The organism is Nitrospira sp. Kam-Ns4a (assembly GCF_965152595.1).
The window spans coordinates 250,724-277,704 of sequence record NZ_OZ224218.1; the positions used below are offsets into that span (position 1 = coordinate 250,724).

Annotated in this window: 25 protein-coding genes and 1 tRNA gene; 9 read left to right on the forward strand and 17 right to left on the reverse strand. The window is 68.6% G+C overall.

Annotated elements, in window-relative coordinates; all coding sequences use genetic code 11:
* Positions 1-41: 41 nt before the first annotated feature.
* The 3 genes from clpB to ACWHYQ_RS01265 all read left to right on the forward strand — a co-directional run bounded on the left by clpB (position 42) and on the right by ACWHYQ_RS01265 (position 3,829).
* Positions 42-2,645 (forward strand): ATP-dependent chaperone ClpB, encoded by a 2,604-nt coding sequence (gene clpB / locus ACWHYQ_RS01255; protein WP_447973962.1) that lies wholly within the window; start codon positions 42-44, stop codon positions 2,643-2,645.
* Between the two features lie 100 nt (positions 2,646-2,745).
* Positions 2,746-3,198 (forward strand): Hsp20/alpha crystallin family protein, encoded by a 453-nt coding sequence (locus ACWHYQ_RS01260; protein ID WP_447975500.1) that lies wholly within the window; start codon positions 2,746-2,748, stop codon positions 3,196-3,198.
* A 226-nt stretch (positions 3,199-3,424) separates the two neighbouring features.
* Entirely contained in the window at positions 3,425-3,829 is a 405-nt protein-coding gene (locus ACWHYQ_RS01265; RefSeq protein ID WP_447973963.1) for an Hsp20/alpha crystallin family protein, read from the forward strand.
* Between the two features lie 70 nt (positions 3,830-3,899).
* Here ACWHYQ_RS01265 and ACWHYQ_RS01270 read toward each other — a convergent pair whose 3' ends face one another.
* The 3 genes from ACWHYQ_RS01270 to ACWHYQ_RS01280 are packed head-to-tail and all read right to left on the reverse strand — an operon-like array spanning position 3,900 to position 6,120.
* Positions 3,900-4,322, reverse strand: a complete 423-nt coding sequence (locus ACWHYQ_RS01270) for a hypothetical protein (protein ID WP_447973964.1) — start codon at positions 4,320-4,322, stop codon at positions 3,900-3,902.
* 45 nt (positions 4,323-4,367) lie between these two features.
* Positions 4,368-4,580, reverse strand: a complete 213-nt coding sequence (locus ACWHYQ_RS01275; protein ID WP_447973965.1) for a hypothetical protein — start codon at positions 4,578-4,580, stop codon at positions 4,368-4,370.
* A gap of 13 nt (positions 4,581-4,593) precedes the next feature.
* Entirely contained in the window at positions 4,594-6,120 is a 1,527-nt protein-coding gene (locus tag ACWHYQ_RS01280; RefSeq protein WP_447975501.1) for a YifB family Mg chelatase-like AAA ATPase, read from the reverse strand.
* A 210-nt stretch (positions 6,121-6,330) separates the two neighbouring features.
* Here ACWHYQ_RS01280 and ACWHYQ_RS01285 point away from each other — a divergent pair, with 210 nt between their 5' ends.
* On the forward strand, positions 6,331-7,926 hold the full coding sequence (locus ACWHYQ_RS01285) for a Kelch repeat-containing protein (protein ID WP_447973966.1): 1,596 nt from the start codon (positions 6,331-6,333) through the stop codon (positions 7,924-7,926).
* Positions 7,902-8,138, forward strand: a complete 237-nt coding sequence (locus tag ACWHYQ_RS01290) for an Lrp/AsnC family transcriptional regulator (RefSeq protein WP_447973967.1) — start codon at positions 7,902-7,904, stop codon at positions 8,136-8,138. Before ACWHYQ_RS01285 ends, ACWHYQ_RS01290 begins: the two co-directional genes overlap by 25 nt.
* Before the next feature lie 2 nt (positions 8,139-8,140).
* Here the strand turns inward: ACWHYQ_RS01290 and ACWHYQ_RS01295 are convergent, their stop codons facing one another.
* Both ACWHYQ_RS01295 and ACWHYQ_RS01300 read right to left on the reverse strand, forming a co-directional pair.
* Positions 8,141-9,118 carry a Gfo/Idh/MocA family protein gene (locus ACWHYQ_RS01295; protein ID WP_447973968.1) on the reverse strand — a complete coding sequence of 326 codons (978 nt, stop codon included), beginning with the start codon at positions 9,116-9,118 and terminating at the stop codon, positions 8,141-8,143.
* A gap of 95 nt (positions 9,119-9,213) precedes the next feature.
* A complete protein-coding gene (locus ACWHYQ_RS01300) occupies positions 9,214-9,534 on the reverse strand; it encodes an RNA recognition motif domain-containing protein (protein WP_447973969.1) in 321 nt (106 codons plus the stop codon).
* Positions 9,535-9,758: 224 nt separating this feature from the next.
* Between ACWHYQ_RS01300 and ACWHYQ_RS01305 the strand changes: the two genes are divergently transcribed.
* Positions 9,759-10,577, forward strand: coding sequence for a dienelactone hydrolase family protein (locus ACWHYQ_RS01305; RefSeq protein WP_447973970.1), 819 nt, complete (start codon positions 9,759-9,761; stop codon positions 10,575-10,577).
* Positions 10,578-10,659: 82 nt separating this feature from the next.
* Positions 10,660-11,823, forward strand: a complete 1,164-nt coding sequence (locus ACWHYQ_RS01310; RefSeq protein ID WP_447973971.1) for a hypothetical protein — start codon at positions 10,660-10,662, stop codon at positions 11,821-11,823.
* A 23-nt stretch (positions 11,824-11,846) separates the two neighbouring features.
* Here ACWHYQ_RS01310 and ACWHYQ_RS01315 read toward each other — a convergent pair whose 3' ends face one another.
* From ACWHYQ_RS01315 to ACWHYQ_RS01340, 6 genes are all read right to left on the reverse strand, one after another.
* On the reverse strand, positions 11,847-12,230 hold the full coding sequence (locus tag ACWHYQ_RS01315; RefSeq protein ID WP_447973972.1) for a DUF423 domain-containing protein: 384 nt from the start codon (positions 12,228-12,230) through the stop codon (positions 11,847-11,849).
* 78 nt (positions 12,231-12,308) lie between these two features.
* Positions 12,309-13,043, reverse strand: coding sequence for a hypothetical protein (locus tag ACWHYQ_RS01320; protein ID WP_447973973.1), 735 nt, complete (start codon positions 13,041-13,043; stop codon positions 12,309-12,311).
* Between the two features lie 201 nt (positions 13,044-13,244).
* Positions 13,245-13,967 carry an aspartyl/asparaginyl beta-hydroxylase domain-containing protein gene (locus tag ACWHYQ_RS01325; protein WP_447973974.1) on the reverse strand — a complete coding sequence of 241 codons (723 nt, stop codon included), beginning with the start codon at positions 13,965-13,967 and terminating at the stop codon, positions 13,245-13,247.
* Between the two features lie 290 nt (positions 13,968-14,257).
* Positions 14,258-14,346, reverse strand: a tRNA-Leu gene (locus tag ACWHYQ_RS01330).
* A 184-nt stretch (positions 14,347-14,530) separates the two neighbouring features.
* Positions 14,531-14,791, reverse strand: coding sequence for a YtxH domain-containing protein (locus tag ACWHYQ_RS01335; protein WP_447973975.1), 261 nt, complete (start codon positions 14,789-14,791; stop codon positions 14,531-14,533).
* A gap of 238 nt (positions 14,792-15,029) precedes the next feature.
* Positions 15,030-16,136, reverse strand: coding sequence for a tetratricopeptide repeat protein (locus tag ACWHYQ_RS01340; RefSeq protein ID WP_447973976.1), 1,107 nt, complete (start codon positions 16,134-16,136; stop codon positions 15,030-15,032).
* A 134-nt stretch (positions 16,137-16,270) separates the two neighbouring features.
* Here ACWHYQ_RS01340 and lgt point away from each other — a divergent pair, with 134 nt between their 5' ends.
* On the forward strand, positions 16,271-17,068 hold the full coding sequence (gene lgt, locus ACWHYQ_RS01345; RefSeq protein WP_447973977.1) for a prolipoprotein diacylglyceryl transferase: 798 nt from the start codon (positions 16,271-16,273) through the stop codon (positions 17,066-17,068).
* Between the two features lie 25 nt (positions 17,069-17,093).
* Here the strand turns inward: lgt and ACWHYQ_RS01350 are convergent, their stop codons facing one another.
* From ACWHYQ_RS01350 to ACWHYQ_RS01375, 6 genes are read right to left on the reverse strand one after another with little or no spacing between them, the layout of a single operon-like run.
* Complete coding sequence (locus ACWHYQ_RS01350; protein ID WP_447973978.1) at positions 17,094-17,486, reverse strand: metallopeptidase family protein; 393 nt, start codon at positions 17,484-17,486, stop codon at positions 17,094-17,096.
* A 32-nt stretch (positions 17,487-17,518) separates the two neighbouring features.
* On the reverse strand, positions 17,519-17,932 hold the full coding sequence (locus ACWHYQ_RS01355; protein WP_447973979.1) for a tetratricopeptide repeat protein: 414 nt from the start codon (positions 17,930-17,932) through the stop codon (positions 17,519-17,521).
* 11 nt (positions 17,933-17,943) lie between these two features.
* Positions 17,944-21,354 carry a UvrD-helicase domain-containing protein gene (locus ACWHYQ_RS01360; RefSeq protein WP_447973980.1) on the reverse strand — a complete coding sequence of 1,137 codons (3,411 nt, stop codon included), beginning with the start codon at positions 21,352-21,354 and terminating at the stop codon, positions 17,944-17,946.
* Between the two features lie 17 nt (positions 21,355-21,371).
* On the reverse strand, positions 21,372-24,647 hold the full coding sequence (locus ACWHYQ_RS01365) for a PD-(D/E)XK nuclease family protein (protein WP_447975502.1): 3,276 nt from the start codon (positions 24,645-24,647) through the stop codon (positions 21,372-21,374).
* Positions 24,648-24,670: 23 nt separating this feature from the next.
* A complete protein-coding gene (locus tag ACWHYQ_RS01370) occupies positions 24,671-24,838 on the reverse strand; it encodes a hypothetical protein (protein WP_447973981.1) in 168 nt (55 codons plus the stop codon).
* Positions 24,839-24,868: 30 nt separating this feature from the next.
* Positions 24,869-25,129, reverse strand: a complete 261-nt coding sequence (locus tag ACWHYQ_RS01375; RefSeq protein ID WP_447973982.1) for a glutaredoxin family protein — start codon at positions 25,127-25,129, stop codon at positions 24,869-24,871.
* A gap of 164 nt (positions 25,130-25,293) precedes the next feature.
* Between ACWHYQ_RS01375 and cas6 the strand changes: the two genes are divergently transcribed.
* Complete coding sequence (gene cas6 / locus ACWHYQ_RS01380) at positions 25,294-26,343, forward strand: CRISPR system precrRNA processing endoribonuclease RAMP protein Cas6 (RefSeq protein ID WP_447973983.1); 1,050 nt, start codon at positions 25,294-25,296, stop codon at positions 26,341-26,343.
* The last annotated feature ends 638 nt before the right edge of the window (positions 26,344-26,981 follow it).

Below are 26,981 nucleotides of genomic sequence, written 5' to 3' on the forward strand. Positions count from 1 at the left end.
GGGAGAGACCACGAACGCCAGCCGGAAGGGAGACGTTCGCAATGGACATGAACCGGATGACGATCAAGCTGCAGGAGGCCCTCCAGGCGGCCTCTGCCCACGCCCTGCGCCGGAGCCATCAGGGCATTGATGTCGAGCACCTGCTGCTGGCGTTGCTGGAGCAGCCGGATGGGATGACTGTCCCGCTGTTGGAACACGCCGGCCTGGCCGTCCCGGCCGTGCGCGCCGCGGCCGAGCAGGCGCTCGCCAAACTGCCGCAAGTGCAGGGGCCCGGTGCCGCGCCCGGCCAGCTTCACCTCACCAGCCGCCTGGCGACCCTCCTGAGCCGCGCCGACACCGAGAGGCAGGGGCTCCGGGACGAGTATCTGAGCGTGGAGCACGTGCTCCTCGCGATGGTCGAGGAGGGCGGCGTCTTCCGCCGGCTCGGGCTGACCCGCGACCGCCTCCTCGCGGCACTCCAGCAAGTCCGCGGCAGCCAACGGGTGACCAGCCAGGATCCGGAGGGCACCTACCAGGCGCTGGAGAAATACGGGCGGGACCTGACCAAGCTTGCGGCACAGGGCAAGCTCGACCCCGTCATCGGCCGGGACGAGGAGATCCGGCGGGTCATCCAGATCCTGTCCCGACGGACGAAGAACAACCCGGTGCTCATCGGCGAGCCCGGCGTCGGCAAGACCGCCATCGTCGAGGGGCTCGCCCAGCGGATCGTCAAGGGGGACGTGCCCGAGGGGCTCAAGCAGAAGCGGCTCGTCGTCCTCGACATGGGCGCGCTCGTCGCCGGCGCCAAGTACCGGGGCGAGTTCGAGGAGCGGCTCAAGGCCGTCCTCAAGGAGATCCAGGCAGCGCAAGGCCAGATCCTCCTGTTCATTGACGAGCTGCACACGGTCGTTGGCGCGGGCGCCGCCGAAGGCGCGGTGGACGCCGCCAACCTGCTCAAGCCGATGCTGGCCCGCGGCGAGCTGCACCTGATCGGCGCCACCACGCTGGACGAATACCGCAAGCACGTCGAGAAGGACGCCGCGCTCGAGCGGCGCTTCCAGCCCGTGTTCGTGGACCAACCGGGGGTCGAGGACACGATCTCGATCCTGCGCGGGCTCCGCGAGCGTTACGAAGTGCACCACGGCGTGCGGATCAAGGACGCAGCGCTGGTCGCCGCGGCCAAGCTCTCGAACCGGTACATCACCGACCGGTTCCTGCCTGACAAGGCGATTGACCTCGTGGACGAAGCCGCCGCGCGACTCCGCACCGAGATTGACAGCCTGCCGGCCGAGCTGGACGAGGTCTCGCGCAAGGTCATGCAGCTCGAGATCGAGCGCGAGGCGCTCCGGAAGGAGACCGACCCGGGCAGCCGCGCCCGCCTCGAGACGATCGAGCGCGAACTGGCGGAGAAGAGTCAGGAGCTAGCCGCGCTCAAGGCCCGTTGGGAGGCGGAGAAGGCCTCGGTGGGGCGCCTGCGGAAGATCCGGCAACAGATCGAGGAGGTCAAGCAGCGCATCCAGCAGGCGGAACGCGCCTACGACCTGAACCGGCTCGCGGAGCTGCGCTACGGCGAGCTGCCGAAGCTGGAGCGGGAGCTCGCCGCAGAGGAACAGCAGCTCGTCAAGCAGCAGGGCGAGAGCCGGCTGCTCAAGGAAGAGGTGGACGAGGAGGACATCGCGCAGGTGGTCAGCCGCTGGACCGGCATCCCGGTCAGCCGCCTGATGGAAGGCGAAATGGAGAAGCTCCTCCGGCTCGAAGAGTTGCTCCACCGCCGGGTCGTCGGGCAGGACGAGGCCGTCCGCGCCGTCGCCGATGCGGTCCTGCGCGCCCGTTCCGGGATCAAGGACCCCAACCGGCCGATCGGGTCGTTCCTCTTTCTCGGCCCGACCGGCGTGGGGAAGACCGAGCTGGCCCGCGCGCTGGCGGCAACGCTTTTCGACGACGAGGCCAACCTGGTGCGGATTGACATGTCCGAGTACATGGAGAAGCACACGGTCGCGCGGCTGATCGGGGCCCCGCCCGGCTACATCGGCTACGACGAGGGGGGCCAGCTCACGGAGGCCGTGCGCCGCCGGCCCTTCGCGGTGATCCTCTTCGACGAGATCGAGAAGGCGCACCACGAGGTCTTCAACGTGCTGCTCCAGGTGCTCGACGACGGGCGCCTGACGGATTCCCAGGGCCGGACCGTGGACTTCAAGAACACGGTGCTGATCATGACCTCGAATCTCGGCAGCCAGGACATCCTGGAGGCCCAGCAACGGGGCGTGCCCTACGAGCAGGTGCGCAGCCTGGTGCTGAAGGAGCTGCGGCGGCACTTCCGGCCCGAGTTTCTCAACCGGGTGGACGAGACGGTCGTCTTCCACCCGCTCACGGCCCAGCACTTGGCAGAGATCGTCACGATCCAGCTCGCGCGCTTGCGCGAGCGGCTGGCGGAGCGCCGGATTCCGCTGGTGCTCACGCCGGCGGCGGTCGCCTACCTGGCCGAGCGGGGATACGACCCCGTCTATGGGGCGCGGCCCTTGAAGCGGCTGATCCAGCAGGAGATCGAAACGCCGATCGCCCGCCTCCTGGTCAAAGGCGAGCTCCGGGACGGCGAGACTGCGACGGTGGACATCAAGGACGGGCAGCTTGCGGTGGTGCCCACGGTCGAGGCCCGGCTCGCCTGACCAAAGGCCTCTCCCCGCACCCTGCGGGCGGCCGGAGGGCAGACCGGGTAGCGGCCGGACGCAGCGTCCGGCCGTCTGAGCAGGAAAGGGGGTGACACCGATGGACGCGGCCAGGTTGGATCCGTTTCGGGAGCTGGAAGACATGGCGGACCGGCTCAATCGCCTGTTGTTCAGCCCGCCAGCACACCGGCGAGAGACCGGGCGCGAGACCCTGAGCGTCGCCGACTGGATGCCGGCTGTGGACATCTGCGAGACAGACAAGGAGTACCTCATCAAGGCGGAACTGCCGGAGGTCAAAAAGGAAGATCTCAAGGTCACCGTCCAGGATGGAGTCCTGACCTTTCAGGGGGAGCGACGGCAAGAGGCGGAGGACAAGGGAAGGAAGTACCACCGGGTGGAGCGGGCCTACGGCACCTTTGCCCGGAGCTTCACGGTGCCCGACGACGTGAATGAAGCCAAGGTCCGAGCCGAGTTTAAGGACGGGCTCCTCTGCCTGTACTTGCCCAAGTCCGAGAAGGCTCAGCCCAAGCAGATCGAAATCAAACTCGCCTGAGCGCGAAGGCCTCCGCCGCCGGGGTCCCTTGCCCCCTGAGGAAACGCGTTATCTCAAGCCCGTAACATCCCGTAAGCGGCTCTCGGGGCACCGGGTGACACGAGCGCGCACCGAACCCAAGAGGAGGCGGCCAGCCGCGCCGCGACCCAGTGCGCGAATGCCCCATTGCGAAAAAAAGCGATGGGTTGTCCGGTGCACCCAGATAAGCGTGGAAGGGAGGGCACCCATGATGCTGGCAACCTCTACTCCGTTTGACCTGCAAGAGGACAGGTTTCTGACCGACGCCCTGCGAGCTGTCTCGGCGGCAAACTGGGCCCCGGCGTGCAACGTGTACGAGGACGAGCAAGGCTTCTGCGTGCAGATGGCGATTCCGGGCATGGAGGCCAAGGACGTCGAGATCGTGGCGGAGGACGGCGTGCTGACCGTCCGAGGCGAACGGAAGCCGGACGCCTCGGAGAACCGGACTTACCTCGTGCGCGAGCTGAGCTGGGGGACGTTCTCGCGATCGTTCGCGATCCCAGCCCACGTGGACCACGAGAAGGCCTCGGCCACGTATAAGGACGGCGTGCTGGCCATCCAGCTTCCGAAACGCGAGGAAGCGAAGCCACGGCGGATCACGATCCAGGGCTGAGATCTCAGCGCAAGTCGAGACGGTGAGACAGGCGCGGGGCGGCGGAGATCCCGCGCCTGTTTTCCACGGATCATCCGATCGCGACCGGCTTGCCGCCGAGGTCGCTGTCTCCTCCGCTCATCCGCTTCTGCTCGAGCGTCCACTCGGTCGGTGTCACCTTGAGCAGGTGGGCCTTGACGGTCAGGAACTCCGCCTGCGGAATCACGACCCGGCCATCCTCCTTGACGTCAACCTGCAGCACCACCCGGCCTGTCTCGGTGTTCCTGACGAGCACCCCGGTCGCCGACTTCGTGAGCTCCAGCGCGCGGCGCTCGTTGAAGGCCATCGTGCTGTCAATGATCTTCCCGGTCACGCGACCCATGTCGTCGTAGGCCACGAAGCTTACCAGCGGTCCACCGGATTTCCTCAGGACAACCGTGATCTGGGGAAGCCCCTCGATCTCCACGGTGCCATCGGCGTTCCGGTACAGGTTCGACCCAATCACCATATCCATCGGTTGTTCCCCCGTCGCGGCAGCATCCCGTTGACAGGCCGGCCGTCACGGCTTCTTGATCCGGTCGAGGATCAGGGCGATACAACCGCCGAGCAGGCCACCGCCCGTCACGGCGGTCAGGATTTCGATAAGCTTGACCTCCCAGAAGGAGCCCTGCGCCTGCATCACTTCGCGGAGCCCCCCCTGGACCATAATGACGCCGAGCGCCATCGTTGCGCCAACAAAGAACCACCAGGTGAAGATCTTCAGGCTATGCATGGACGGCATCCGCTCACAGCTCGCTTCGCCGGTCCAGGGTCCGATACTGAATGGCCTCCGCAAGATGCGCCGGCTCGATCCGGTCGGAGGCGGCCAGGTCGGCGATGGTCCGCGCCACGCGTAGGATACGGCCGTACGCGCGGGCGGACAACCCTAGCCGGACCATCGCCTGCTCCAGCAGCCGCCGCCCCTCCTCCCCGACCGGGCAGTACTGCTTCAGGTACCGGGGCCTGAGCTGCGCGTTACAGTAGATCCCGCTGCGGACCAGCCGGGCCGTCTGCCTGGCCCGGGCGGCAGCGACGCGCGTGCGGATCGCCGCCGAGGATTCCTGCCCGCCCTCGCGGCCCAGTTCTCCGACCGGCACGGCCGGGACCTCGATCTGAATGTCGAGCCGGTCCATCAGCGGCCCGGAAATCCGCGCCCGGTACCGACGGATCTGCTGCGGCGTGCACAGGCACTCGCGGGCGCGGTCTCCGTAGTAGCCACAGGGACAGGGATTCATCGCCGCTACGAGCATAACGCGCGCCGGATAGCGCACCGTGGCGTTGGCACGGGCCAGCACGACCTGTCCGTCTTCCAGCGGCTGCCGGAGGCCGTCTAGCACCGAGCGCTTGAACTCGGCCACCTCGTCCAGAAACAGCACGCCGTGGTGGGCGAGCGACACCTCCCCAGGCCGCGGGATGGTGCCGCCGCCGATCAACCCCGCGTCCGAGATGCTGTGGTGCGGCGCACGGAAGGGCCGGGCCGTCACCAGCGGACTGACGGGGGTCAACAGCCCCGCCACGCTGTACACCCGCGTGGTCTCGAGCGCCTCCTCCGGCTGCAGCGGCGGCAAGATCCCCGGCAGCCGGCGCGCCAACATCGTCTTGCCGGAGCCGGGCGGACCGATCATCAGGACATTGTGCCCGCCGGCCGCGGCCACTTCAAGCGCGCGCTTCGCCTGCTCCTGCCCCCGCACATCCGCAAAGTCGTCTTCCTCGCTCTCTATCCGGGCAAGCAGCGCGCCGCGGTCTACCGTGGCCGGGTCGATCGCCCGGCTTCCCGTCAGAAACTCCACGGCCTCGGGCAGGGTCCGCACCGGAACGGCCCGCACTCCCTCGACGAGCGCGGCTTCGCGCGCGTTGTCCACGGGCAGCAGCACCGGCGCCGCGCCCCGACAGGCCATGCCGATGGACAGCGCCCCGGGTATTGGCTTGACCGCACCGTCCAGCGACAGCTCCCCGACCAGGACATAGCTGGCCGCCGCCTCGGGCGGGATGATCTTCTCGGCGACGAGAATGCCGACCGCGATCGCGAGGTCCAACCCCGATCCTTCCTTCTTAAGATCGGCGGGCGCAAGATTCACGGTGATGCGCTTGACCGGAAACGTGAAGCCCGCGTTCTTCAGCGCGGAGCGGACGCGGTCGCGGCTTTCACGGACCGTGGCGTCCGGGAGACCGACGACTGAAAACTGCGGCAATCCGCCGCTGATGTCCACCTCGACCTCAACGAGGTGCGCTTCCAGCCCGACCAGCGCGGCGCTCATCACTTTGGCCAGCACGATGTCCCCCAAGCCGACAGCCGCAGCGAACAGCCACTCGCTCGGAGCCACTTGCTATTGGCCACTCGCTATTCGCTTGGTCGGGGCGGGATTATAGGCGGGGGCCTTCCGTCTTTTCAACACGCCGGCTCGATTCAGGTATAATGCCACCGGGGTTCCTCCTTAGTGAGGGTACGCGAGAGCGGGGGAGGCAGGAGGCAGGGGACGCGCATGCTCGCGACGAGTGCGGGGACGGCGCTGGCGCTGCTCTGGACGGTCATTTTCAGTACGGCGGCCCGGGCCGACGCTCCTGGGTCCGCAGCGGGGACCTGGAGCGCGGCTGCGCCCGCGCCGACCAAGCGCACCGAAGTGGCGGTCGCCGCGCTGGCCGGCCACATCTACGTAATCGGCGGCTTCGAGGAGCCCCGGCTCGGCAACCTGGCGCGCCTGACCGTGAGCCGGGCGGTCGAGGCCTACGACCCGGCCGGCGACCGCTGGATGGCGAAGGCCGAGCTGCCCGTCCCGCTGCACCACGCCGGCGCCGCGGCGGTCGGCGGCCGGCTCTACGTCGTCGGGGGATTTCATCCCACGCTGGTCTCGGCCTGGGATCCGGTCGCCAGCCTGTACATCTACGACCCCGAGACCAACGCCTGGAGGGAGGGCCCGCCCATGTCGACGCCGCGGGGCGCCCTGGCGGTGGCCGAGTACGCCGGACGGCTCTATGCGATCGGCGGGTACGGGACAGCCGGCAACACGGCGGCCGTGGAGGTCTATGATCCGGCCACAAACCGCTGGACTGCGCTGGCCCCGCTGCCGACTGCCCGAGACCATCTGGCCGCCGTCGCCCTCGGCGGCCGCCTCTACGCCATCGGGGGCCGGCTCGAGCGGGACTACGGACGCAACCTCGCGGTCACGGAGGCCTACGACCCGGCGACGGATCGCTGGACCCGCACGGCGGATCTCCCAACCGCGCGGAGCGGCATTGCCGCAGCGGTGCTGGGCGGGCTGATCTACGTCTTCGGTGGCGAGGCGCCCGCCGGCACCTTCCGGACGAACGAAGCCTACGATCCAGCGGCAGACCGTTGGCAGGCGCTGGCCCCGATGCCGACCGGACGTCACGGCCTCGGCGCCGCGGTGGTCCGCGACCGGATCTACGTGATCGCGGGCGGCCCGACCCCGGGCGGCTCCTTTAGCAACGCGAACGAGGTCTTCACCCCGCCGGCCTTGGTTCAGCCCGCGGGCGGGTTCCCGGCGCGGGCCCCAGGCCGCGCCTCGCCCCAGCAGGTCGGGACGATCATGGCCCTGCTCGCCGCCTTCGAGGAGGCCGAGGCGCTGCCCCCCGAATCCAGCCCGCAGGCCCAGCAGCTCATCAAGGCGCTGATCCAGTTCCAGGCCGCCTTCATGAAGAGTCCCGCCCCCGCCGTGCAGGCCCTGTTGCGCGAGGCGTTGGCGGGCAAGCTTGGGGATCGGGCCGAGACGGCGCTGGCCCACTTTCGTTCGGATGGCTGGACTTCCCAGACCCTGGAGGCGGTCGTGGACTACGCGGCCGATCCCGCCGTGTGGCAGCGGCCCGGGCTGGAAGAGGCGTTCCGGGCCTACAACGTCGGCCGGCCCGACTTCGAACTGCTCGCCAAGACCTTCGTCACGGCCCGCCAGCACCTTGCGAGCCGAGGACGGGACCTCCACGCCGTCTACGCGGAGCGGCGCCGCGCGATGCCAGGCGCCGGGCTTTCATCCCCCGACCAACCCTGGTATGATCGGGCGCGCGTTCCGCGCGTCGCCACGCAGAGAGGAGGCCTGCCATGGCAACCAAAGCCTACGTGCTGATCAAGGTGAAGGCCGGGAAGACGAAGGACGTCCTGAAGTCGCTGAAGAAGATTCCCGGCGTGGAACAGGCGCACCCCTGCTTCGGCCAGCCAGACATTTTCAGCTTCGTCAACGTCGCCGACGAGAAGGCGCTCTCAGACGTGGTGATCACGAAGATCCACACGATCGAAGGGGTCGAGGAGACCGACACCCACATCGTGGCGGAGACGTAAGGTTAGGGCGAGCCTGCCAACCGGATCGTCCGGCCGGCCGCTGCCGACTCATAACAGGCGTCGGCGATCTCCACCGCCCGCTGCCCATCCAGGCCGGTCACTGGCATGGGCGTCCCGCGCAGCAAGCCGTCCGTGAATGCCCGGAGCACGGCGACCACGGAAGGCGGACCCTCCACCGGTTGTTCCTCCTCTTTCGAGCCCTCGGTGATTCGCACCAGCCGGTGCCGCGCCCAATCCGCGATCAGTTGCGCCTGCCCCCCGATCCATTCAGCCCGGCACACGCGCCCCGCCGCCACACGGGATACCTCCACTAGCACTGGCAAGCCGCTGCCGGTCCGCAGGCTGACGACCGCCCGGTCCTCGGGGCCGTCGGAGGGCGAGGGGTCCATCTCGCACCGGACTTCCGCCACTTCCTCGCCGGTCAGGAACCGCACCAGATCGAGCAGGTGAATGCCGACCTCCAGCAAGACGCCGCGTCCGGCGTAGTGGGTCGCCTCTCCCCGGAGGTCGGGCCGATGCTCCATCCGGCTCGTCAAGACGAGGTACCGGCGTGGCCCCGCCGACGCGAGCTCGGCCTTCAGCGCCACGATGGCAGGATCGAAGCGGAGGGTCTGCGCGGTCATGAGGGGAACCCCTGCCGCGTCGGCCGCCTCGACCATCTCACGGGCGTCGGACCCGCCGGTCGCCAGCGGCTTCTCGATCAGGATGGGCTTGCGCGCCCGGACCGCCTCCAGGCAGATGGCGCGGGTCAGAGACGGCGGGGTCACCACCACGACCGCTTCGACGGCGGGATCAGCGACAAGGGCGCGGTAGTCCTGGTGAAAGCGGAGTCCGTGTTCGGAGGCAAAAGCGGCGCCGTGGATCGGATCGCGCCGGCACACCGCCACCAGCCGGGCCTGGGGCAGTGGCTCCAGCAGGTGTCGAGCGTACCGCATCCCGTGCCGCCCCAGGCCGACGAGTCCGATGGCGACTGGCTTCACCTCCTCCCTCCGCGTCCGGCGACCGGGATGCCCAAACAAAAGGGGCCGTGTCATCCACGGCCCCGGATCTTCAGCAATAGGTCGTCGGCAGCTCGTCAGTACCGCCTGGCCCCGCTCTGATCGGCGCCCGGGCCGGTCGCGCCGCCGCCCCAGGTCCGTTCCCGCCGCTCCTGGGGCTTCGCTTCGTTGACGACAAGGGACCGGCCCTCGTACTGCGTCCCGTTCAGGGCTGCAATGGCCTTCTGGGCTTCCTCGGACGTTGACATTTCGACGAATCCGAACCCGCGAGACCGTCCCGTAAACCGGTCCGTAATCACCTTGGCGGAGACGACCGTCCCATGCTGTGCAAACAGATCCTGGAGCTGCTGATCCGTGACCGAGTAGGGTAAGCTTCCGACATACAACTTGTTGCCCACATGGCACCTCCTCTCCCACGCCTCTCCGGGCTCCGTGCCATCCCTTAGAGGCCGAACCACTGCGGCATTGTAACCGCCCCAGTCCAGCCGGTCAACCGCCGGCCCCGTGGTTGACAGGCCCGGAACCCCCTCGTTATAGTAGGTCGTCCGCAAGCAGACGCCCCCCAATCGCACCAGAATCCCGATTGGCGAGCCCTGACCCAGACCGCGAGACAGGAAGAGCCATGTCAGAGCCCAGCCCGCGCTTCTCGCCCCAGCAGATCGGATCTGGCCCGGTCCGGTTTCCCAGCGGGGCGCCGATTCCGCATGTCTCGGATATGATCACCAACCCCTACGCCAAGACCCTGATGCCCAAGGGGGTCCAGGTCGAAGGGCTGGTCTTCTTCCCGCAAGAGAAGGCCGCCTATCCAGGCCTCATCCTGTTGCACGAGCGCTGGGGATTGAACGCGCAGGTCAAGGAGTTCGCCATCCGTCTGGCCTGCGAAGGCTACACTGTCCTGGTGCCCAATCTCTACGTCCGGCAGGGCGGCATGGTGACGGCTAGCGTCGAGGTCGCCGATCTGTTGCAGAGCCGGCTCAAAGAGGCCGACGTCCTTCAGGACTTGACCTCCTGTTGCGAGTTCCTCAACACCCTCGATCACGTCAAGCGGAACGCCCATGGCGCGATCGGATTCGGCATGGGCGGTACCTTCGCCCTCCGCTTCGGCTGCCATCGCCGCCGGCTGCGCGGTGCCGTCTCCTTCTACGGACGAATGATCGCTCCGCCGAGTCTGCTCAAGGACCTTTCCTGTCCGGTGCTCTACCATCGGCCTGGTGCCGATGACCAGGTGTCGGCGGAGGAGGTGGAGCGGCTTCGGCAGGCAGCCCAGGAGCACGACAAGCGGGTGGACATCCGGGTCTACGAGGGCGCACCCCACGCCTTCATGAACGACATGCGCCCAGACACCTACCGGAAGGAAGCCGCTCGGGACGCCTGGGCCGCCACCGTGAGCTTTCTGGCTGAGTGCTTTAAGGCGGACCGGGCCGCCGCGCCGACCCGGTAACTGTTCCCTACCCCGCCGCGGGTGCCCCACCGCGCCGCGCCGGTTGAGTTTTCGACTCCAATGCCACAGAATGAAACGGGTGATGGCAATGGCCTGGCGCGAAGCCCTGCATGTTCCGATCCTAGCGTTGGCTGCCGTGAGCGGCGCACTCGGGGGCGGCGCGACCGCCTGGGCCCGCCTCCCCGACTTCACCGAGGCGCTTCGTGCCGAGGCGGACCGGCTCGCAGCCATCACTTCCGACGAGGAGGCCCTGACGCTGTTTGCGACACGCCTGGGCCGGCTGTTGGACCTTGAGCCCGGGCTAGCTCTCTCCGGGAAGGCGCCAGCGGAGAAAAGCGTTCCAGACTCCCAGGAGTTCGCCGACACCGCCGTGAAGCTGGTCGCTGACTTGGCCGCCTGGCAGCTTGCAGCCAGCCTGGAGTCACCCCGGGAGGGCGCGACGCCTTCCGACAGCCAAGCGAGCCCGGCACCTGCGCCCCGCCACCAGGCATGGCTGTTGACCAGGGCGGAGCCCGCCTCGTTGCGTCAGGCCCTCGCCCTCCAGACCGCGCTGCGCGCGTTGCCGGACGGGCCGGCGTCCTCGGGGGAGTCCCCGCAAGGCTACGAAGCCTACGCAGCCTACCTGGATCGGACCTACCCGCTGGCGGTAGGCTCTGATGCGTCCTGGTCGGCGCTCGTCGAGCGGGAAGGGGCTGCCGGCCTGCGCCGACGCCTTGAGGAATTCTGGAACGGGCGCGGCGGAGCGGGGGGTGGGCAGGCCGCGAACGAGCCGCCCGAGGGGGTGCGCCAGGAGATCATCGCCCGGTACGTGGCGGTCCGGCTCCGGCCAACCCTCAGCCTGCAAGTGCAGGCGCTGATCCGCCACGCCGCCGTCGAGGCAGAGCGCGACGCGCTCCGCGACTGGATCCGGCTGCACGGCCTGGCCGAACGTATCAGGGTGGCTCAGGGGCTGGCCCGGCTCTGCGGCACCTGGCAGTGGACGATCCACAACCACCAGAACCATCAGGACCTCAAGACGGTGATCATCTTCCCGCCCCCGGGCACCACCAAGCCACCGGGAGCCGTACCGCAGAAGATCCTGGTCCTCGGCGATGCCGTGTACCTGCGGTGGGAATTCCGCGGAGGCTTTCAGGAAGACAGCCTGCTCTTGTCAGGGGGCGGGCAACGGCTGGAAGGCACCTTTGTGAATTCCGCCGGGGCCTGGGGGAGCATCACCGGCAAGCGGACGGGACCCTGCGGTCAATAACGGCCACGGAGGCGCCCGCGGGCTTAGCCGCCAGCGCCCGACTCTTTCCAGCAGCCCCAGGCCAGTAATCCCCATCCCGCCAGGAACGCCACCCCGCCCAGCGGTGTCAGCGCCCCCAGCCATCGAATCCCGGAGAACGCCAACGCGTACAGGCTTCCCGAGAACAGCGCGATCCCGATCGCAAACATCCAGGACGCCGCCCGGAGCGCTCCAGTTCGGAAGTGCAGCCCGGCGAGCCCGGCCAGGACCAGCGCCAGCGCGTGGTACATCTGGTAGCGGACGGCCGTCTCAAAGACTCCGAGCATGTCCGGAGCGAGGACGGCCTTCAGCGAATGGGCGCCGAAGGCGCCAGCCGCGACGCCCGCCAGTCCGAAGATCGCCCCCAAGGCCAGGCTCATCCGGGGCATAGGGCTCCGACACACTTCCGTGCGATAGCTCTAATCGGGACGTACAAGGTTGGCGAGAGGCCGGGCTCGAATCCGTGGCTACGAGAAGAGTCGTTGCCACAGACTCAAGATCCAGTTGAGGATGGCCCCAAAAAACCCCGGGCTTTCCTGCTTGGCGGCGGATTCCTGCCCGCGACCGCTCTGCCCGGGGCCGGCGGCGCCCTTGGGAGGCCCGGTGGTGGCCTGGCCGGCGGCCGAGGGAGGAGGCGCGGGTTTGGGAGCCTGTGCCTGCAAGGGAGCCGGCTCCGGGCCCGCTCGATCCGGCGTGCCCATCTCCTGACCAAGCGAGCGACCAGCCGGCCCGCTCGACGGGGCCGGCTTGCCGAAGGGGCCGCCGGCTGCTCGCCCCACGTCCTGCTGCAGGTCCTTCAACTCCTTCTGGTAGCGGGCGACCGTCGCCTTGAGCGTGCCGTGCTCTTTTTCCGCCGCCTGATATTCGCGGCGCAAGGCCTTCAGTTGGCCGTCCAGCGTCGCCGCCTCCGCGCTGAGTTCCTTGACCCGATCCTCGAACTCCGCCCGCTCCTTGTCGCGCTCAGCTTTCAGCCGCTCAGCTTCCGCCTGCACGCGCTCGGCGTCGGCCATCTTCCGGGCGGTCTCCTCTTTGACGGCCTTGAGCTGTTGCTCGATCGCGGCGTGCTCGGCCTGCACCCGTTGCAACTCGGCCCTGGCCTGCTCAGATTCCTGCACCGCCGCCTGGTATTTGCTCTTCGACACACACCCAGCCGTGGCCAGCGCCAGGACCAGCGTCGCCAAGACCGCCCTTGTCGCGCTCATCGTCACGCCTCCGGGATTGAGCCAGCCACGAGGGTCCACCAGCCGCGTAGAGCCTGAGGTCGGCATACGTAGAGGCATTGTACTCCCCGCAGCGGCACAGTGCAATCAACTTCGGCGCCGGGCGCATGCAGGCCCGCATCCACCGCGACATCCTGAGGATCGGACCAGCCACCGCCCGGCCCGAGCGCGGCCACAGCCCGCTCAGCCCAATCCTGGAAAGTTTCCGGCCGCCATCCGTTCAGCCCGCCGGGCCACCGCTCGGCCGTAGAACGGACCGGCGATCCCGAAGGTCGCTACCCGATTCACCAGGGACGGGAGCCACGGCAGCGGGCGGAGCACATCCACGATCAGCACCACCCGCCTCTCGCGACAAGAGTTCTTCACTTCATGCGGCCACGTGTCGTCCCACAGCACGGCCTCTCCGGCCTTCCAGACATACTCCTGGCCATTCACGTACATCCGGGGCGGATCGTCCTTCGGGACCAGAAGCCCCAAATGATAGCGGAGATACCCCAGATAGAGACCTTTATGGAGCGGCACGTTCTTGCCGGGATCGAGGACGGAGAAGAACGCTTGGATCAGAGTGGGCACCCGGTCAGGGATGCGGCAGGTCTCCGGGCAGTGCGCCCGCGTGGCGGGCGGCTTCCAGCCCAGGAGATACAGCATGAACACCGACCAGCGCTTGTCTGGGTCCACTTGGGCCGAAATCGCCCGCTCGCCCGGGTCAATGTCGTGGTAGCGAGGCAACGCCGGCCCAGCCGCCAACAATCGCTCGCATTCCTCGCGAATGACCGGATAGTGACGGGTCACCTCCTCGAGCGCCGGACACACCGTCGGGATATCGTAAAACACCGGGCGGCGGTCGCCGCCGACGTACCGTGCGAAATAGTGATTGAGCCAGGCCTTGGGTCCATGGTAGTTCATCGTCCCCTCCTCCGCCCGCGGCGTGGGTGTTGGGCCCTCTCCCATCCAACGCCATGCACGAGGTGCCTCCCGTACGGGCAACTCCAGAACCCGAGACCGGGAGCTATAGTAGCGGGACTCGCCAGCCGTGGCAAGTCTCCAAAGATACGCAAAATCGCGTACGTAAATTGACCGGAAGAGCGCGCTGCGTGATTCGAGAGGAAACTGGGCGTACGAAGGACGCTGGGGGGAGCCGGAACCGATGCAGACCCGGGCTCGAACCGGGGACGGCACAGGACCTGTTGAACGAGTGGTGCCGGAGCCCGGGCTCGAACCGGGACGGGCCTTGCGGCCCAAGGGATTTTAAGTCCCTGGCGTCTGCCAGTTCCGCCACTCCGGCACGTTCAGACGAGCCGGGTGACTCTAGCATCTGCCCAGGGAGTGATCAAGCCGGGGTGGACGATCCAGCGCGTAAAGAGAGGGAACGGCCTGAGGCCGCCGGACGGTCTCAGGCCGCTCGCCAGGTCGGGGCGATGGGTTGGAGAGAGAAATCGGCCCGACCTAGAACCGGATGGGTGCTGCCATTAGGCGGCTTCGATCGCGGGCTTCTCCTCCTTCTTCGGCAGCAGCATCTTGCTCCGCTCGATGGCCCGCTCCACGCCGGCTTTCACGCTGCGGCTGAACCGCGTCGCTTCCCATTTGGCCCGCTTCGCATAATGCCGGATCTGTCTCCGCGTCTCGGCGCCAGACTGCGGGGCCAAGAGAAGGCCCAGCCCGGCCCCCACCACCGTTCCACCGGCCACCAGCGCCGCCACCTTCACGATCTCTTTCCCATTGCTTGCCATGACAGCTCCTCCTTTCAGTTGCTCCGCGAACCGCCACCGGTTCGGTTGATCCTAACTAGGACTTGACGAGGTAGACATGCAGCATGCGTGCCAGGGTTGGTGTTTTTAAGTTTACAAGATAATCAGGGAAATTAGAAGGATTGATGGCTTGGTCCCGCCTTCATCGAAGCGTTTTCGCAACAGTGGGCGGCAGCCGTTTCAGAAACCGGACATTCACAAGAGAGCGGGTCAAGAAGCTTCAGTTAGTGGCGGGTTGGAGGAGGAAGAGCACCTTGTCGCGGGTTTCGCGGGCATCCTCGGTGAGGCCCTGAGCCTCATAGGCCATGGCCAGATTGGCAAGGCTGCCTGCCTCCCGCATTCGGTGGCGCAGGGCTCGATAGAGCCGCAGGGCCCGCTCATGTTGCGCGACTGCCGCCTGGCTCCTCCCTTGAGCCAGATCCAGGTTGCCCAGAAGGGACAAGGTGTCCGCTTCGCGCAAACGGTCCCGCAAGGACTCGTAGAGGGTCAGGGCCCGCTTGGCCGTCTCGGCGGCCTCCGCGTAGCGTCCAGCGTCTGCATACAGGCGGGCGAGGCGAAGCCGCACCTCCCCCTCAGCCTGCCAGTCCCGGCTCGCTTCCACCAGCCGCAAGGCCTCTTCATAGGCCGCCAGGGCGGCGTCTTCCCGATCATCCTGCTTTCGACCCTCGGCGATCGCAGTGAGGGCCGCGAGCTGTTGGGGTACATCCTGGCGGGCACGGGCATCGGCAAGCGCGGTTTCCAACAAGTGCAGCCCCTCGTCCGTGCGCCCGCGGGCGAGGTACAGCCCGCCGCGCCTGATCTGGCTCTCGGTCCGCCCAGCCCGGTCCCGCGCCCGCTCGAACAGCTCGCCCGCGCGACGATACGCCTCCTCGCTGGCCGCCTCGAGCCCCATTCGATCGGAGACGCGGCCCAGCCGGACCAGCGCACGCGCCTGCGCCGCGAGGTCGCCCAGCCCAGCCAGCAACCCGACCGCCGTCTCCAGGGCAGCGCGGGCCTCCTCGTACTTCCCCTGCCGCTCGACGACGGTGGCAATCCGCACGAGCGCGGTCGCCTCCCCGCTCCGATCCTTCTTCGCCCGAAACGCGGTCAGCGCCCGCTGGTAATAGGGCAGCGCTTCCTGAAGGTGGTGCTGCGCCTCGTGCAGATCCCCGATCGTGAGCAACTCTTGGCCATCCAGCGCGCGCGAGCCGGCCGCTGGCCTGACCTCGCTCACCGGGTCCCACCCACGGAGCGCGCCGATCGGAGCTGCGAGCGGGCCGGCCGCGGCCGGCGGGACCGCCACGGCCCCCGTCACGGCAATCAGAACAATCGCCCGTCCGGCAGTCATGAGCCCGTATGATACCGCCGGCTCCCGGCGATTGCCACCGCGCACGGGCTCCTTGCAAAACCCCGGCGCACTGCGTAGTATGGCGCGGACCAGCAGCCGACTTCGCACCTTCGGCCGTGAGGGCAACGCCGCCCATGCTCCCGTATCCCAACATTGATCCGGTCATCCTCCGCCTCGGCCCCCTGCAGTTCCGCTGGTACGGTCTCATGTATCTGCTCGGCTTCACCGCCGCCTATTTCATCATCAAGGCCCGAGCCGCCGCGCGAAGCGTAGCGATCACGACCGATCAGATCTACGACCTGATCGCCTATGGGGCGGTGGGCGTCATCCTCGGCGGGCGCCTCGGCTACACGCTTTTCTACAACCTGCCCTACTACCTGGAGCACCCGACCAAGATCGTCGCCGTCTGGGAAGGCGGCATGTCCTTTCACGGGGGATTGCTGGGGACGATCCTCGCGCTTTGGCTGTTTTGCCGGCGGCATGGCTTTCCGGCCTCCACAATCGCCGACCTAGTGGCGGTCGCCGTGCCGATCGGCTTGGGATTGGGCCGTCTAGGAAATTTCATCAATGGAGAGCTCTACGGGCGGCCGACGGACGTGCCCTGGTGCATGGTGTTTCCCGGCGGGGGGCCCGAATGCCGGCACCCCTCACAACTGTACGAAGCCGGACTGGAAGGCGCCGTCCTGTTCCTCATCGTCTGGGGCGTGAGCCGGCTCGCAACCCCGCCCGGCACGGTGTTCTGGACCTTCATCACCGGCTACGGCCTGTGCCGCACGGTGGTGGAATTCTTCCGCGAGCCAGACCCGCACCTGGGGTTCGTCTTTGGCCCCTTCTCAATGGGCCAGGTGCTGAGCGCTCCGATGGTGCTCCTCGGCGCCTTCATGCTCGCCCTTGGCTTCGCCAGAGCGCAGCGAGCCGCGAGTAGCAAATAGCTGTTTGCTGTTTGCTGCTTGCTGCTCAGTAGGGCATCTCCTCGTCATCGAGCCCGAAGTGGTGGCCGATCTCGTGCACGACCGTGTCCGCCACTTCCCGGACGACTTCGTCCTTCGTCCGGCACAGGCGCAGGATCGGGCCGCGATAAATGGAGATGCGGGCCGGAAGCTGCCCGCCCGGTGAAAAAAACGACTCCGCGTCGAGCGCCGTCCCGGAATAGAGGCCCAGCAGGTCGTCCTCCGTTTCCAACCCCAGGTCGTCCAGCACCTCCCGGGACGGTTCCTCCTCCACCACGACCGCCACGTTCTTCAGGAGGCGTCGGTACTCGGCCGGCAGTCCGTCAATCGCCTCCCGGACGAGATCCTCGAACTCCTCGGGACTGACGGAGAGCGACCGGCTGCGTTTCCGACGAGCCATGCGTGGGCCGTCCTGATCCGTAACAGACGGGGCTAATACGGATGCTTGGATGGGGTCAAGAGCGTGTCGCCCTTGGGAGGGGCGACCACGTCGCCGTGCCGGCGCAGCGGCCAGGAATCCCAGATCACCCTATGTCCAGGAGCCAGGTTGGCGGCCTCCAGGTAATGCTTCTTTGCGGCCGGCCGGTCGCCCAACCGATCGAGCGTCAGCGCCAGGTTGTAATGCGCTTCGGCTAAGCCCGGCGCCGCCTGGATGGCGGACTCGTACTGCGCGCGGGCCTGGGCCCACTGTTTGACCGCATACAACCGGTTGCCCTCTTCCAGGGCCTTCACGGCCGCGGGCGGCGTCCCCGGCGGCGCCGCCAACGTCTCCACCGACGTCGGCGTCGTCGCCGCACAGGCCGACACCAGCAACCCGGCCACAAGCCCCAAGCTACGCCGCTTCATGTCCCTCCCCCTCATGTCACCTGGACTGCCCGACCCTGTCGCAGGAAGATGAACTGGAACCCGACATCCGTCGCGCCCAGCGCGCGGGCCACCGCCTCGCGATAGGCGAGTGCCTGGAGCCAATACTCCTCCGCGCGGCGCTCGAGCCCGCCCGCCTCGACCAGATCGGTCTTATAGTCCGCAATCCACAGTCTGCCGTCAAGGCGGTAGAGCAGGTCCAGCACCCCGTCCATGACCTGGCGGCCCTCGTCCCAAGGAATGCTGAACGGCACCTCGCGACCCAGGATCGTCGCCCGCTGCAGGTCGGCATAGAGCGCCGAGCCAGCGAAGGCCTGCATCATGGCTCTGAGGTCGGCGGCGATGCCCTCGCGTTGCGCTTCCCACTCGGGCGGGAGGCCGCTTCGCAGGACCTCCGCCAACCGCTCCTCAAGCTGCAGCAGGCCGCGTTCGAAGTCCCAGCGCTCCAGGAGCTGATGCGCCAGAGTCCCGACCAGCGCCGCCCTGTCGGCCGGCCGCGCTCCCTCGGACGGCCAAGCCTTCGGCGCAGCCGGAGCTCGCGCGTCGCCCCGCGCCTCCCGCAGGAGCCATGAGGGCGTCACATGCCGCGGCGTCGCGGTTGCCTCCCTCCATCTCCGTCCGCGCTCCTCCCACCGCGCCGCGAGCGCGCCACACTCAGCCGGTGCACGTAGCCCCTCTGCCCAGGCTGATCGGCTCCGCAAAGCCCGGTCGCCGAGCCTGGTGACCGTGGTCCGGAGAGACGCTGCACCAATCCGCAGGACACCTGCATCCAGATGCGCCGGGTCCGTGCCCGCCGCCTCGGCCAGTAATGCGAGCAGGGCGCCGGGCGGGGTGCGGCGCGGCAGCCCGCCCGAGAGCACCAGCCGCTCGCGGGCACGCGTCATCCCCACGTAGAAGAGCCGGCGGCGTTCCGCCGCCTCGCGCACTCGGGCCTTTTCCGCGACCAGGACGGCGCCGAGGGTGCCGCGCCCGCCCACCGTGATCCCGAAGACGCCGCTGGACCAGTCTTCGGAGACAAGCGCCGGCTCCCCAGCGCCGCCGGTCCCGCCAGCCCCATGGTGCAGGCCTGGCAGGACGACGACAGGAAACTCCAGCCCCTTCGCCTTATGGATCGTGAGCACGCGGACCGCGTCCAGCGACTCTTCGGCCAGCGCGCTCTCGGCCTCGTCGGGCTGCTCCGCCACCCGTGCGATCAGCAGCTCCACGAACCCCGTCAGCGTCAGGGACGGCCGATCCGCCAGCTCGGCCGCCATTTGACGCAGCTTCACAAGATTGGCGACCGCCTGCTCGCCGTGGAGCGACGCCGCCGCCAACTCCAAGACCGGCAATCGTTCAAAGAGCAGCCCGATCACCTCGGGAAGCGGGACCTGCGCCGCCTCACCGTGCAACTCGTCGAGCCGCTCGTAAAGCCGGCGGACGGCTGGGGCCCGCGAGCTTTCCCAGCCGACCAGGCGCTCGCGGCGGCGGTAGTCCAGCGCCCCCCGTTCGTTCAGCTCAACCAGCTCCCGATCGGTGACGCCGCCCAGGGGCGAGCGGAGCACTCCGACCAGCGCGACGGCGTCATGGGGACTCTCGACGACCCGCAGCAGGTTGACGAGATCCACGACCTCCTGCCGGCGGTAGAAGTGCTTCTCGCCATCGGTGACATAGGGAATTCCGTACCGCCGGAGCGCCTCCAGGTAGTCTTGAGCCTGGGTCAGCTTCCGGAACAGGAGCGCAACATGGCCCGGCTTGAGCGGCGTCCGCCGCCCGGTTGCGTCAATCAGCTCCTCTTTGGCGAGCAGCTCCTCCTTCAGCCAGGCGGCCAGCGCGTCCGCTTCCAGCCGGGTCGCGGTCGCCGCGTCCGCGGCCTCGTCCGCCTCGCCTTCCTCATCCTCCCGAGCCTCGACCAGGCGCAGCTCCACACCCGGTTGCGTCACACCGCTCGTCCGTCCGGGGCGGACCGCGAGCGGAACATTGGCCGGCTGCACATGGGGCTGCGGCGTGAGGAGCCGGTCGAAGACCGCGTTCACCGTCTCGATGACCGCCGCGTGGCTCCGGAAATTCGTGACCAGCTCGTACACCACGCCCCCCGCCTTCTGGATCTTGCCGACCACCCGCTCGAAGGCCTCGATATCGGCGCGCCGGAAGGCGTAGATGGATTGCTTCGGGTCACCTACGATGAACAACTTGCCCGGCGCCAGCTCGACCTCCTGCCAGGTCGGCGCGTACTGCCCGGCCCGCTCCGCCAGAAACAGGACCAGCTCGTACTGGGCCGGGTCGGTATCCTGGAACTCGTCCACGAGCAGCGCCTGATACTCCTGCTTGAGCCGCTCCCGGATCGTGGGATGGTCGCGGAGCAGCGCCCGGGCACGGGCGAGGAGCCCGTCGAAGGAGATCCAGCCCTGCTCCAGGAACCCGCGACGGACCCGCTCGGCGAAGGGCAGCAGGAGCGAGACCAGCTCCCGGATCCACGCCGGCTCGGCCGCGAGCACTCCGGCCGCAATGCGGCGGAGGCTCTCGGCCTCGGCGAAGTCCTCCGCGGTCCACCCGGCCGGGGCGGCGCCCAGGTCCCGTTCGAGCTGCCCCCGAGCCTCCGGTTCGAGCCGAGCGACGCTGGCGCACCCGTCTTCTCCCACTAACGCGAAGAGGGTGGCAGCCGCCGCCAGCATCTGCTCGACCTTCCGCGGCTTTGGCCGGCCGTAGGTTTCGAGCAAGGCGGCCGCACGCGCCCGCTGCTCGGCGAACCAGGCCCTGAGCCCCGGCGACAGCCCGGCCTCGCACAGTTGGCGGCGCAGCTCCTCCAGCGGCACCAGCTCGCTGCAGAGCGCCCGGGCGAGGGTGCGGACCTGCTCGAGTCCCGCTTGGGCGAGCACGCGTCGCCAGACCTCGTGCCGGTTCCCCTGCCGTCCCAGCTCCGCATCCAGCCAGCAGTCCCACTGGGCGGCGAAATGCTCGTCGAAGCGCGTCCCGTCGTCCTCCGCAAAGCCCGGGTCCACGCCCCCCTCGATCGGATACAGGTGCAGGAGATGCGCGGCAAAGCTGTGCAGGGTCCCGATCTGCGCCCGCTCCAGCTCGCGGAGCGCGGCGGCGGCCCGCGCCGCGATCGCATCGGACGACAGGCCGTAGCGAGCCCGCAGCTCCTCGATCCGGACCACCCCGGGGTCGGGAGCGCCGTGGTCCGCCGCCGGCGCTAACAGGGCCAACAGTCGCTCCCGGAGCCGCACCTTCATCTCGGTGGCTGCCTTGTTCGTGAAGGTCAGCGCCACGATGTGCGAGAGGGGCACCGGCCTCGGCTCCCTCACCAAGAGATGCACGAGCCGGTTCACCAGCAGCGTCGTCTTGCCGGTCCCGGCACCGGCCACGACGACCACATTGCGATCGAACGTGGTCTCAGCCAAGTGGCGGATGGGCGCGTCAGGCATGCTGTGGGTGTCGTTCGTCATTCGGCACACCCATCACCCTGGTGCTCCACCCGCTGCTTGCGGAGCCCGCGAATCCGGCGCGCCACCTCCGCGCGCACAGCGCGCCACGCGGTCGGCCCGTGGAAGCGGCGGCAGGCCGCCGTATAGTCGCACTGGTCGCAATAGCCGTCCGGCACGATGACGAACTGCCCGCCCGTGATCCCCTCGAGCAATGTCCGCAGCGTGGCGCGGAGCCGGGCGCCCGTCGCGCCTTCCCAGTTCGCCGTCTCGAACCGGCTCCGGGCCACCGGCTGAGTCCAGTGCGGGGCGAGAAACAGGAACACCACTTCCTCCAGACGTGCCGGATCCGTCTCAGGGCAATCCTTAGGCGCCATCAGGGCGTAGAGCGGCGGCTGCAGCCGGTACCCGCGCACCGCAGCGGTGAGCAGGTTCCGGTCCTGGCTCTTCATCTGTTTTCCATGCTTGTACTTGTAGTCCACGACCCGCAAGGCTGGTGGTTCGGCCCGCCGATCCACGCGATCCCAACGGCCGCGCAGGCGCAGCGCCCCGCCATTCTCCAGGCCGACCCCCTCCAGCCGGCCCGCCGCCTCCACCTCGAATCCGAGCGGGCGGTATCCTGTCGCCCGGTAGTCCGCCGCGTCGGCTGCGACCGCCGCCTGCACGAGCGCCGCCACGGTCTCGCGGGCCAACTCCCAGAGGAGCGGATAGCCGGTCCCCTGCTGCGCCGCATAGGCCGCCGCGGCGGCGTCCACCGCCGCCGCGACCTCTGTGCGAAGCCTCTCGGGTGCCAGGCCCTGATCCGGCCAACCGGCCGCGACGAGCCGCTCATAGCAGCACCGTAACGCGCGGTGGCACAGCTCCCCCAAGGCCTGGGCCGGCAGGGCCTCCACCGGCTCCCTGCGCACCGGGTCGAGGCACAGTACCTGGGCGGCGAAGTATTGGAAGGGGCACCGTGCGTACTGTTCCAGCGGTGTCGGGGCGACCCCCCGCTGCACGACCCGCTCCCGGACATGGTCCAGTGGTCCTGTGATCCCGTCGTAGGGTCCCGGCTCCCGCTCGCGCCCCTCCAGCGCGCCCAAGGCCTCCCAGCCGTTGCGAAACAGAGCCGCCTCGCGCCCGAACGCCGCCAGGACCGGCCCGGGGTCGCAGCGGCTCAGCACCAGCCAGAGCCCCAGCTCCTCAGCGGTGAGCAGCGTGGGTGCCCACAGGGGATGGGTGAACCGCTCGGTCAACCGTCTCGGGAGGATGACGTCAGGAACCGGTTTCCGTTCCGGCGGCAGCCCCTCGCTCCCAACGAGGTAGGGAGAGGGGGCCAGCGGCCGCCCTTCGGCGTCGGCCCGCTGATAGAGCAGATAGAGCCGTTCGCGGGCCGACCCAGTGAGCAACGCAAAGAGAAGGCGCTCCTCGTCGTAGCCGGCGAGCTTCTCGTCCAGTTTGTAGCCCAGCGTCTCTGCGAGCACCCGGCGGTACCGGTCGCGCAAGAACGCGTCCTCGCGGATGCTGCGGGGAAAGACCTGATCGTTCAGGCCCAGCAGGAACAGCGCGCGGAACGACAGCCCGCGGGCTGCCATCGCGTCCAGGATTTGCACGCCCCGGTGACGGTCCGAACCCAAGGGGACCGCCGCCCGCTCCAGCGCACGGGTGAAGAGCCCCACCCACTCCTCCCAGGTCAGCGTGCCGGGCAGCCGATCCAGCCCGCGAAGCTCCTCGAACAGCGCACGGAGCGCCGCCCCAACGGATGCCGGGCGCGCCGCCGGCCCCCGCTCGTTTGTCCCGTCCAGTCCATCCTCTCCGGCCTCCGAGAACCCCGGCACGGAAAGGTGCTTCGCGGCCAAGGAGAGAAACGCCTCCGTCAGCTCGCCGACCGTCCCCTCGCTCGGAAGCGCCCGGCAGTCCGCCATCAGCTCCGCCACCAGCCGCCAGAGCAGGTCGAGCTGCGCGGCGGGCACGCCAGCCGCCGGCAGCGCCTCTTCGTCGGCCGGCGCATCCTCCTCCTGGTCTCCGCTCCCATGCAGCCTGAGGGAGCCCGCCTGAGCCAGCCGCCGCCACTCCGCTTCCCCGCGGGTAATGCCCAGGACCTCGACGGCGCGGCGCCAGAGGTCGGGGCGCGGCGCGGCGGCGGGCCGATTCCCGCCCAGCGTCCGGGACCGGTGCAAAGGCGAGGTTAGGACATCGAGGACCGGCGCGCGATAAAACCCCGTCAGCGGCAGCCGCGCAAGCTGGACCAGCACCTTGGCGGCTGGCTCCGCGATCAGCGGCCGGGTCGCGGTGGTCACAAAGGGAATGCGGTGCTGCGCAAGGAGCCGCGGGAGCCCCTCGGCATAGGGCGTGAGTGTGCGGGCAACGACCCCGATCTCGTCGAAGGCGAAGCCACGGCTCTCGACCAGGACCAGGATCTCCTTACAGACCAGCGCCAGCTCATCCTCCGACCCGACCGCGTTCATGACCTGGACCGCAGGGCGGTCGTGCGGATCCGAGAGGGGCGCCGCCCCATCAGCGGGCGCCGTCCGCTCGGCGAGCGAAGCCAGGGCGCGGAGGTGCCGCTCGAAGAAGCGCCGCGCGAACTCGTAGGCCGGCCCCTCGCCAAGCGGGAAGTACACCGTCGCCGGCGCCGCCCTGACGACCGCTTCCAGCAGGCTGAGCTGGACCTGGGTGAGATCGTAGAACCCGTAGTAGAGCACCCGGCCGAGGCCAGCGAGGAACCGGGACGCCGGGACAGCCGGAATGACCGCCGCAGCCAGATCGTCCGCCGTGCCCACGCCGAGCGCCCGGGCGCCCGCGTCCAGCGCCGCCAGCAGAGTAAACAGCCCGCGCAGCTTGGGTGCGTCCTCGACCCCGAACTGGCCCTCCGCCACAGCCGCCAAGGCCGTCGCCGGGTCCACCCCCGCGTCCTTGAGATCGCGCAGCGTCGCCCACAGCGCCGCCCAGCCGCCCGGCGGGAGGCTTTCGAGCCGCAGCGCTTCGGCGCCGGGCAGCCCGCGCCGGCCGATCTCCTTGAGCAGCCGCTCAAAGAAGAGGTCCGAGGCCACGGTCAGCCGGCCGTGGCCCTCCGGGGCGCCGGCTTGGCGCTCGTCGTCGAGGCGCAGGGCGAGCTGATGGAAGGTCAGGAAGTGGACGTTCAGGAGCGAGAGCCCGTGCCCGAGCACGAGCCGCTCGCGCAGCCAGGAGCGCAGGGGCTGGGAGGGAACGACGATCGCGAGGGGAACCAGGGGATCGGCCGCTTTCAGCCGCCAGACTTCATCAACCAGGGCCGGCTCCAGGCCGTAGAAGGAACCCGTGACGATCCTCAGCATCACGCATCACTCAGGATCCGTCACTAGCCGGTCTCCGGCCCCATGATCTCGCCGTTACAGTCCTGGCAGGCCCAGTCCCCGTCCACGAAGGCCATGGGATCGCCACACATGGGACAGTCGGGAGGCGGTCCGGTCTCACCCAGGGGCAAGGGAGGCAGGTCTATGAGCAGATCCTCGTCGTCCTGTGCCATCGAGGGCTCCCCTTGGCACCGGTCGGGCGCTCAGGTCGGCCGCAGGCGCATCATCAGCGCCTTTTCCGCACTCTCGCGTGGCGGCACCCCCACGAAGGTCAGCCGGCCATCAATGATCGTCGCAGGCACGGCCCGGACCGCATGGCGCTCCGCCAGCTCCTGGCCATCCGGCGTGGTGATGTCCACTTCGCGATAGCTGAAGCTGTACTTCACGCGAAGCTGCTTCCAGAGACTCTTGGCCGACGGGCAGGCCGAGCACGTAGGCGAATAGAGCAGCACGACTGTGGGCATCTCGGGTCTCCTGCGGAATAGCCGCATCTTAGCACCGGCTCAAACCCGCGTGCAAGGCCGCCCGGCCGCGCCGACAGTCGTCCCGTGTGTCATTTTTGCCGTTGACAGCCTACGTACCGGCTGCTACGATCGCGCCCGTGACCACCCGTTGACCGGGCGAGGCGATGCTCACATCGTTTTCCCTCGCCAGTTTCAAGTTCGTTCTGCAGCCGGAAGACCGCCTTGCGCTCCATCCCCGCAACCCCGGTAACACGCTCCGCGGCGCCTTCGGTGCAACCTTTAAGCGGCTGGTCTGCCCGACACCTAGCGACTGCCGCGAACGCTGCCAGCTCCACCCAACCTGCCCCTACGGCCAGATCTTCAAGCCCGGCCCCCCGCCGGGCGCGGACCGGCTGCGCCTCAACCAAGATCTCCCACGACCGTTCATCCTGCGGCCGCCGAGCAGCCAAGCGGCGACCGCGGCCCCTGGCGACTCGCTCCACTTCGGCCTGATTCTGATCGGCAACACCATCGCTTACTTCCCCTACTTCCTCGTCACCTTTCGCGAACTCGGCCGGCAGGGCATCGGCCTCGGCCGCGGACGCTACGACATCAAGCAAGTCCTGGGGCTCCCTTCGCCCCTGCAGGGAGAGGATCAGGGTGAGGAGGTTCCCATCTATTCTGCTACCGACCAACTCGTCCGTCCTCCGGCCTACCGCGTGACCTACGACGATTGCCGCCGCCTCGTCACCGAATGGTTCGCGCGCAGCGACCAGCGAGGTGTGAATAGCCCGCGGCCGGCTGGCGGTTCTGCCCCACCGGGAACGGATCACGGTCAACGGATCACGCTCCGCTTCCTCACTCCCACTCACCTGAAAGCCAACGGCACCCTCGTCACCCGGCCGGACTTCCACCATCTCATCAAGCGCCTGCGCGACCGCATCAACGCACTCGCCTACTTCTACTGCGGCGACACGCTCGACGTGGACCACAAGGGCTTCGGGGAACGAGCGGAGCAGGTGCGCACGGTGCGCTGCAACGTGCACTGGGAAGACCGCGACCGCCGCTCCTGGAAGACCGGCCTCGCCCACGATATGGGCGGCTTTGTCGGCGACGCAACCTACGAAGGGGCTCTGGGAGAATTCCTGCCCCTGCTGATTCTTGGCCAATACACCCACGTCGGCAAGTACGCCGTGTGGGGCCATGGGCAGTATGAGGTCGTGACACCTCGATGACGGACCGAGTGCCCTACGACAGCCTCACGGATGAGGCGCTCCTCGATCTCCTGTTCACAGAAGAGGACCGCTTGCCGCGCACAGCGGTGGATGCGTTGCTCGCACGCGGGGCGCGCCTGGTCGAGCCGTTGGCCGCCCTGGTCTCGGACCCAGAGGCCTGGCGACAAGCGCTGCCCGCCTGGTGGGCGCCGATTCATGCCACCTTCCTCCTCGGCGCGATCGGGGGACCCAGCGTCGTTCCCGCGCTCCTCCGGGCCCTGGAGCAGGCCTACGCCCACAATTGCGACTGGGTCACGTGCGAGATCCCAGCGATCATGGGCCGGCTCGGCCCGTCAGCGCGACCGCCGCTGGCCGCCTTCTTGGCCGACCGGTCCCATCCCCCCTATCTCCGAGCCGTGGCCGCCGAGGCCCTGGCCGCCACGACCCTGGGGGACGCACCCGGCGCAGAAGACCCCACGGAATCGGACTCACCGTTTGCCCTGCTCGGCTCGCGGCTGGTGGACCCCGACGAGGACGAAGACCTACGGGGTGCCGTGGGCAACACGCTGCTGGACTTTCAACGGTGGGAGTACAAGGATGCCCTGCTGACCTTCGCGCGGGACCAGGAACGCATCCATCGAGAGAACCCCCTGCGGCTC

What these genes read in the sequence shown, in the direction of transcription:
- clpB (WP_447973962.1), top strand. Translation starts at nt 42, where the DNA reads ATGGACATGAACCGGATGACGATCAAGCTGCAGGAGGCCCTCCAGGCG.
- ACWHYQ_RS01260 (WP_447975500.1), top strand. Translation starts at nt 2,746, where the DNA reads ATGGACGCGGCCAGGTTGGATCCGTTTCGGGAGCTGGAAGACATGGCG.
- ACWHYQ_RS01265 (WP_447973963.1), top strand. Translation starts at nt 3,425, where the DNA reads ATGATGCTGGCAACCTCTACTCCGTTTGACCTGCAAGAGGACAGGTTT.
- ACWHYQ_RS01270 (WP_447973964.1), bottom strand. Translation starts at nt 4,322, where the DNA reads ATGGATATGGTGATTGGGTCGAACCTGTACCGGAACGCCGATGGCACC.
- ACWHYQ_RS01275 (WP_447973965.1), bottom strand. Translation starts at nt 4,580, where the DNA reads ATGCATAGCCTGAAGATCTTCACCTGGTGGTTCTTTGTTGGCGCAACG.
- ACWHYQ_RS01285 (WP_447973966.1), top strand. Translation starts at nt 6,331, where the DNA reads ATGCTCGCGACGAGTGCGGGGACGGCGCTGGCGCTGCTCTGGACGGTC.
- ACWHYQ_RS01290 (WP_447973967.1), top strand. Translation starts at nt 7,902, where the DNA reads ATGGCAACCAAAGCCTACGTGCTGATCAAGGTGAAGGCCGGGAAGACG.
- ACWHYQ_RS01305 (WP_447973970.1), top strand. Translation starts at nt 9,759, where the DNA reads ATGTCAGAGCCCAGCCCGCGCTTCTCGCCCCAGCAGATCGGATCTGGC.
- ACWHYQ_RS01310 (WP_447973971.1), top strand. Translation starts at nt 10,660, where the DNA reads ATGGCAATGGCCTGGCGCGAAGCCCTGCATGTTCCGATCCTAGCGTTG.
- ACWHYQ_RS01315 (WP_447973972.1), bottom strand. Translation starts at nt 12,230, where the DNA reads ATGCCCCGGATGAGCCTGGCCTTGGGGGCGATCTTCGGACTGGCGGGC.
- ACWHYQ_RS01320 (WP_447973973.1), bottom strand. Translation starts at nt 13,043, where the DNA reads ATGAGCGCGACAAGGGCGGTCTTGGCGACGCTGGTCCTGGCGCTGGCC.
- ACWHYQ_RS01325 (WP_447973974.1), bottom strand. Translation starts at nt 13,967, where the DNA reads ATGAACTACCATGGACCCAAGGCCTGGCTCAATCACTATTTCGCACGG.
- ACWHYQ_RS01335 (WP_447973975.1), bottom strand. Translation starts at nt 14,791, where the DNA reads ATGGCAAGCAATGGGAAAGAGATCGTGAAGGTGGCGGCGCTGGTGGCC.
- ACWHYQ_RS01340 (WP_447973976.1), bottom strand. Translation starts at nt 16,136, where the DNA reads ATGACTGCCGGACGGGCGATTGTTCTGATTGCCGTGACGGGGGCCGTG.
- lgt (WP_447973977.1), top strand. Translation starts at nt 16,271, where the DNA reads ATGCTCCCGTATCCCAACATTGATCCGGTCATCCTCCGCCTCGGCCCC.
- ACWHYQ_RS01350 (WP_447973978.1), bottom strand. Translation starts at nt 17,486, where the DNA reads ATGGCTCGTCGGAAACGCAGCCGGTCGCTCTCCGTCAGTCCCGAGGAG.
- ACWHYQ_RS01355 (WP_447973979.1), bottom strand. Translation starts at nt 17,932, where the DNA reads ATGAAGCGGCGTAGCTTGGGGCTTGTGGCCGGGTTGCTGGTGTCGGCC.
- ACWHYQ_RS01360 (WP_447973980.1), bottom strand. Translation starts at nt 21,354, where the DNA reads ATGCCTGACGCGCCCATCCGCCACTTGGCTGAGACCACGTTCGATCGC.
- ACWHYQ_RS01365 (WP_447975502.1), bottom strand. Translation starts at nt 24,647, where the DNA reads ATGCTGAGGATCGTCACGGGTTCCTTCTACGGCCTGGAGCCGGCCCTG.
- ACWHYQ_RS01370 (WP_447973981.1), bottom strand. Translation starts at nt 24,838, where the DNA reads ATGGCACAGGACGACGAGGATCTGCTCATAGACCTGCCTCCCTTGCCC.
- ACWHYQ_RS01375 (WP_447973982.1), bottom strand. Translation starts at nt 25,129, where the DNA reads ATGCCCACAGTCGTGCTGCTCTATTCGCCTACGTGCTCGGCCTGCCCG.
- cas6 (WP_447973983.1), top strand. Translation starts at nt 25,294, where the DNA reads ATGCTCACATCGTTTTCCCTCGCCAGTTTCAAGTTCGTTCTGCAGCCG.